General features: G+C 56.4%; 5 protein-coding genes. All 5 read right to left on the bottom strand.

Going from position 1 to position 6,080, the window contains the following annotated elements; genetic code table 11:
- Window positions 1–60: 60 nt before the first annotated feature.
- Window positions 61–1,362: a glutamate-1-semialdehyde 2,1-aminomutase gene (hemL, locus tag L691_RS0105695; protein ID WP_025689311.1), complete on the bottom strand. Its 1,302-nt coding sequence runs from the start codon at window positions 1,360–1,362 to the stop codon at window positions 61–63.
- A 32-nt stretch (window positions 1,363–1,394) separates the two neighbouring features.
- On the bottom strand, window positions 1,395–2,396 hold the full coding sequence (gene hemB, locus L691_RS0105690) for a porphobilinogen synthase (protein ID WP_025689310.1): 1,002 nt from the start codon (window positions 2,394–2,396) through the stop codon (window positions 1,395–1,397).
- 433 nt (window positions 2,397–2,829) lie between these two features.
- Window positions 2,830–3,816, bottom strand: coding sequence for an aldo/keto reductase (locus L691_RS0105685; protein ID WP_025689309.1), 987 nt, complete (start codon window positions 3,814–3,816; stop codon window positions 2,830–2,832).
- Between the two features lie 224 nt (window positions 3,817–4,040).
- Window positions 4,041–5,030, bottom strand: a complete 990-nt coding sequence (locus tag L691_RS0105680) for an SPL family radical SAM protein (RefSeq protein WP_025689308.1) — start codon at window positions 5,028–5,030, stop codon at window positions 4,041–4,043.
- A gap of 185 nt (window positions 5,031–5,215) precedes the next feature.
- Window positions 5,216–6,080: uroporphyrinogen-III synthase (locus L691_RS0105675; RefSeq protein WP_025689307.1), on the bottom strand; the 865-nt coding region annotated here is incomplete at its 5' end.

Genomic DNA, 6,080 nt, shown 5'->3' with positions numbered 1-6,080 from the left:
CCGCCCCCAGCCATTCTCCTCGGCGGACCCAGCCGGGCTTCCTCACAGGCTCTCCCGGCTTCACAGCGCCTTCAATGCGGCGCGGTGAGCCTCATTTGTGTCATCGATATCCTGCTCGCTGTGCACCGCCGAAATAAACATGCCCTCAAATTGCGAAGGAGGCAGACTTATTCCCTGTTCCAGCATTTTACCGAAGTAGGCGCGGAAACGGTTCACATCGCTGCTCTTTGCGGTATCATAGTTGGTTACCGGCTCCGCTGTGAAGAACGGGCACACCATCGAACCGACCCGGTTTACAGTCAGCGGAATTCCGGCTTCCTCCGCATTGGCCTTAAGCCCTGCTTCCAGCCGCGCGCCAAGGCTTTCCAGCCGGTCGTAGACTTCCGGCGTCAACAGCTTCAGTGTCGTAAGACCCGCCGCCATCGCCAGCGGATTGCCGCTGAGCGTGCCCGCCTGGTAAATAGGGCCGGTAGGCGCGATTTGTTCCATAATCTCCCGGCGTCCGCCATAGGCGCCGACAGGAAGTCCGCCGCCGATCACCTTCCCGAAGCAGGTCAGGTCCGGCCGGATGCCGAACAGGCCCTGCGCGCAGCCCCGGTTCACGCGGAAGCCGGTCATCACCTCGTCAAACACAAGCAAAGCGCCATAGTCCTCAGTGATTTTGCGCAAGCCTTCCAGAAATCCGCCGGCAGGCGGAACAACGCCCATATTCCCGGCAATGGGCTCGACAATAACAGCCGCGATATCGTTTCCGTATCGTTCGAAGGCCAACTCGACCGATTCCAGGCTGTTGTATGGCACTGCAATCGTGTTCGAGGCTATGCCTTCCGGCACCCCCGGGCTGTCCGGCAGCCCAAGTGTCGCAACGCCGGAACCGGCCTTGATCAGCAGGCTGTCGCCATGACCGTGATAGGAGCCCTCAAATTTCAAGATTTTATTCCTTCCCGTGTATCCGCGTGCCAGACGAATCGCGCTCATGGTCGCTTCCGTGCCGGAGTTTACCATACGCACGATATCTACAGACTCGACGCGCTCCACAACCGTCTTGGCCATTTCCGTCTCCAGCAGCGTCGGCGCGCCAAAGCTCGTTCCTTTGGACGCAGTCTCCTGAAGCGCTTTGACGACTTCCGGATGGGCATGGCCCATAATGAGCGGTCCCCAGGAGCAGACATAATCGATAAAGCTGTTGCCGTCAATATCATAGATCCGGGAGCCTTCCCCGCGTTCCACATACACCGGAGTCAGACCAACCGACTTAAACGCCCGAACCGGGCTGTTCACACCGCCGGGAATATAATACTTCGCCTCTTCAAAGGCGGCCCGGGAAGCTTCCTCTCTCCGGGCGATCCTTTCCTTACCCACACTTCATTCCTCCTGTCTTGGAATCTGCCGTTCTATTCCCCGCGCAGCCAGCGAACCGCGTCCTTCGCATGGTAGGTTATGATGGTATCGGCCCCTGCACGCTTCAGTCCTGTCAGAAGCTCAAGCACAATCGCTTTCTCATTGATCCAGCCCTGCTGCGCGGCCGCCTTGACCATCGAGTATTCGCCGCTGACATTATAGGCGACGAGCGGAAGATCAAACTGCTCGCGGATAACGCGTATAACGTCCATATAAGCGAGCGCAGGCTTCACCATCAGCATGTCGGCGCCTTCCAGTACGTCGCTCTCCGCTTCACGGATCGCTTCGCGAACATTCGCCGGGTCCATCTGGTAAGTCTTCCGGTCGCCGAACTGCGGCGCCGAATCCGCTGCCTCCCGGAACGGTCCGTAGAAAGCGGAAGCGTATTTAACCGAATAGGACATGATCGGCACATGCTCGAACCCGGCCTCATCCAGCCCGGCGCGAATCGCCTGCACGAATCCGTCCATCATGTTCGACGGCGCGATGATGTCCGCTCCAGCCTTCGCTTGCGACACCGCCGTACGAGTGAGCAGCTCAAGTGAAGCGTCATTGATCACATCGCCGTGCAAGACGCCGTCCACGGTATGAGTATGCACCATGCCGCAGTGGCCGTGGTCTGTGAACTCGCACAGGCAGGTGTCGGCAACAACAAGCAGCTCGGGATACCACCCTTTAATCAGGCGCGTCGCCTCCTGCACGATTCCGTTCTCGTCAAACCCGGAGGAACCGACTGCGTCCTTCGTCTCGGGAATGCCGAACAGCAGAACCGCAGGTATGCCAAGAGAGACAATTTCATCGACTTCCTCCTTCAGCGTGTCCAACGAGAAGTGGTAGACGCCCGGCATAGAAGCGATCTCACTTTTAATTCCAGTTCCATATGTAACAAATATCGGTTGTATCAAATCCAGCGGATTCAGCACGGTCTCGCGCACCATTCCGCGAATACCGGCGGAAGCGCGCAAGCGGCGGTGCCGCACAATCGGAAAAGCCATTCTACTTCCTCCTAAATGAAAAATATGATTGCAAAGCCGCAGGCCCGGCTCTGTTGTAAGAACTGCCGCTCAAGTTTAGTTTGAGCCGCTCCTGCGCTTAGTGTAAGCAAATTCCCGGTTGCCATCCGCTGTAAGCGGAAGAAATGAGACATCAAGGGATGTGAACCGTCCTTAACCGAAGCCCTTTCAGAAAGACTCTCTCCCCAGAAAACAGCAAGAAACCCCAGCAGGCCGCCTCCCTCGCAGTCAGCGCCTTGGCGCTTGCAAAAGGCAACAGCCGGATCAGGGTTGGAATGCCAAGGCGGCACCTATCCAAAGGGACCTCGCAAATAAGCCAGTCCACTCACCGCTTCATAACATATTATTGGCAGTGTCTTTGTTAAGTATATCACATGAACAACTGTGAATCTTATAATATTCGATGATTGCGGCGTTATTTATCGATAACTTTCATCGAAGCTTCAGGATACCGAAATCCGGCGGCCGCCCCTAGCGGCGCAGCTTCGTCGATCCGGCTGAGCTCTTCCTTGCTAAGTGTTACATCAAGCGCTCCGGCGTTCTCTTCCAGGTAGGATCTCCGCTTCGTTCCGGGAATCGGTACGATGTCGTCTCCACGGCTGAGCAGCCAGGCCAGCGCCAACTGAGAGGACGTGCAGTCTTTTTCCTTGGCAATCTCATGGATTCGTTCAACCAGATCAAGATTCTTGCGGAAGTTGTCTCCTTGGAATCTCGGAGAAAATCTCCGGTAATCGCTCTCTTCCAAGTCGTCGAAGGATTTAATCTGACCGGTCAAGAAGCCTCTTCCCAGCGGACTGTATGCCACAAAGCCGATCCCGAGTTCCCGGCAGAGCGGAAGAATCTCATCCTCGACCTCCCGGCTCCACAGCGAGTATTCCGTCTGCAACGCGGCGATCGGATGAACGGCATGAGCTTTGGCTATCGTCCGGGGCGATGCCTCGGACAAACCGAGAAACCGGACCTTGCCGGCTTGTACAAGATCGGCCATCGCCCCGACCGTTTCTTCAATCGGGGTATTGGGATCAACCCGGTGCTGATAATAGAGATCGATATGATCGACACCAAGACGCTTCAGGCTGGCGTCGCAAGCTTGCTTCACATATTCGGGACGGCCATTTATTCCGAGCGGAGTTCCGTCAGCCGCCCGAACATTGCCGAATTTCGTGGCCAGAATAACGTCGTCCCGTCGTCCCTTAATCGCCCGACCGACCAGTTCCTCATTTCTGCCGACTCCATACATATCCGCAGTATCAAGGAATGTAAGGCCCATTTCAATCGCCCGGTGAATCGTGCGGATGGATTCATCTTCGTCGAGGCTGCCGTAGAATTCGGACATGCCCATACAGCCGAGACCAAGAGCGGAAACCTCAAGACCGGATTTGCCCAATTCGCGTTTCTTCATGCCTATCCCTCATCTCTATAATTAATTTCCAACTATTGTTTAACCCTTTAATTTTACCGCAGCCTGTTGGAAAAAGCATCCTTTCCCCTTTTACAGGGGATTGCAAGTAACCTAAATCCGCTGCGGGCCATCCGATTGCCAAGTCCGCCACAAGATTCGGAGTCCAGCAGGTTCGTTCCCGATGTGAAGTCCTCCCCTATGGTCCAAACCAGCTCCGCCGCCGCTCAAAACGGGAAGGACAGCTGCTCAACCGGCGGCTCCCCGGCGATTTCGGCCAATCCGGACCGCTTCGGTTCTTCCCCTGCACGGTAATCACCCCATACTGCGGTCCTCTCAGGCACAGAACGGAACCGTGGACCGTATTTACGGTGCAGCTTGTCCAGAAGCTGGGACATGTTCTCCCGGTATCCCGACTCAGCATAGCCCCCGTCCGCATACAGTCTCCGGTACGGCTCCAGCTTACCCGGGAACTGTTCTTTAAGCGTACGGAAGTACCAGCCTTTGACATCCCGGGAAAGACGAAGCAGCGAAGTCATGACCGATTCCGCTCCCAGGTCCGCAGCAGCGGCGAACAGCGCTTCAAGCTCGTCCGGTTCATCGGTCAGAAATGGAAGAATCGGGGCGATAAATACAGCCGCCCTGATCCCCCGTTCCGTCAGCTTTTGAACCGTATCCAGCCTCCTGGACGGCAGGGGAGATTCCGGCTCCAGCTTGCGCGCAAGCCCGTCATTCAATGTATTGATGCTGATATTAACCGACAAAGTATGCATGTTCTCAAGCAAATCCAAGTCGCGCAGGATCAGAGGGGACCGGGTGGTTACCGAGGTCCGTATACCGTACTTCGCCAGCACCAGCAGACATTTTCGGGTCAGCTTCGTTCTGCTCTCGACCGGCTGATAAGGATCGGTCGCTGTCCCGATCATGACCTCGCCCACTTCATCTCTCATCGCTGCAAGATCGTACTTGAATTTGCGGGCCAAACCCGACAGCTGCGCTTCCAGCGCTTCCGCCGCGTTCGTCTTGAGCAGGATATGATTTTGGAACTCGTCATCCGCTTTTTTATCGATAAATCCTTGAAACCCTCTGGCAAAACAGAAGCTGCAGCCATGTGCGCACCCCCGGTACGGATTGACCGACCAGCCGAAAGGCATCCGTTCCTCTTTCACACGTGTCATTCCCGTCTTCGATGTTACCGGTTCGTATGTCTTTGGCATTCTCAACCCTCCATACAGGAACATTTGTTCCTATATAATAACACATCCGAAGGATTTCATACAAGGAACGAAGATAAACAAGCGCAGGCTGGTATCAATGCCAACACCAAACAGCCCGGCGCGCGCATATCGGCCAGGCTGCTGCAAACAATCAAAACATTTATACCAATCCCAGACTACAGCTTTTACCGGTTCCGCGTTAGTTCATTCCAGCGGCACAGCTCATTGACCAGCGAGTCGATCGTCGCCTCCTCCGCCAGCAATCCGGGAGTCAGCCCGGCTTCCACTGCCGTCTGCTGCGTGATCGGGCCGATGCAGGCCATCTTGACGTTCTCCAGCAAGGGCAGCGGGTCCGTTAATCCCATCCTTTTCAGGATATCGAGAAAATTGCGCACGGTGGAGGAACTGGTAAAGGTAACAGCATGTATCCGTCCCTCCTCCAGCAGCTTCATAAGCTCTATGTCATCCTCTCCGGTAACGATCGTCTCGTACGTATCGATCTCCGTGACCGCAAGCCCCAGCTCAGTCAGCTTCTGCGGAAGCCAGTCCCTTGCCAGATCGCCGCGCGGCAGCAGCGCCTTCTGCCCCGGCAGCAGCCGGTCGCCGTACGCTTCGATCAGCCCTTCCGCCTGGAACCTTGCCGGCAGTTCCTCTGCCACAAGGCCGCGCTGGGCGAGCGCTTCGGCAGTCGCGGGACCGACGGCGGCGATACGGGCGCGGGACAGGCCGCGAATGTCCGCTTTAAGCTCTGCCAGATGGCGGAAGAAGAACTCCACTCCGTTTACACTCGTAAAGAACACCCAATCATATTCCGGAAGCTTGGTGAGCGCCGAGGCAATCGCCTGCCGCTTCTCCACACTCTCCGGCATAATTGTCTCGATAACCGGAAATTCGTAAGGCTCTCCGCCCAGTTCCTCAATCCGGTCCACCAGTTCACTGGCCTGGCTGCGCGCCCGGGTGACAAGAATCCGCTTGCCGAACAGCGGCAGCTCCTCGGCCCATTTCAGCTCTTCCCGCTGCTTCACCACATCGCCGACGACGATAACGGCT

It is taken from the genome of Paenibacillus zanthoxyli JH29, from assembly GCF_000520715.1.
In the GTDB taxonomy this organism is placed as follows: Bacteria; Bacillota; Bacilli; order Paenibacillales; family Paenibacillaceae; genus Paenibacillus_AQ; species Paenibacillus_AQ zanthoxyli.
The sequence above is the reverse complement of the archived record's forward strand: the minus strand, read 5'-3'. Positions and strand labels throughout refer to the sequence as shown.

What these genes read in the sequence shown, in the direction of transcription:
- L691_RS0105680 (WP_025689308.1), bottom strand. Translation starts at nt 5,030, where the DNA reads ATGCCAAAGACATACGAACCGGTAACATCGAAGACGGGAATGACACGT.
- L691_RS0105685 (WP_025689309.1), bottom strand. Translation starts at nt 3,816, where the DNA reads ATGAAGAAACGCGAATTGGGCAAATCCGGTCTTGAGGTTTCCGCTCTT.
- hemB (WP_025689310.1), bottom strand. Translation starts at nt 2,396, where the DNA reads ATGGCTTTTCCGATTGTGCGGCACCGCCGCTTGCGCGCTTCCGCCGGT.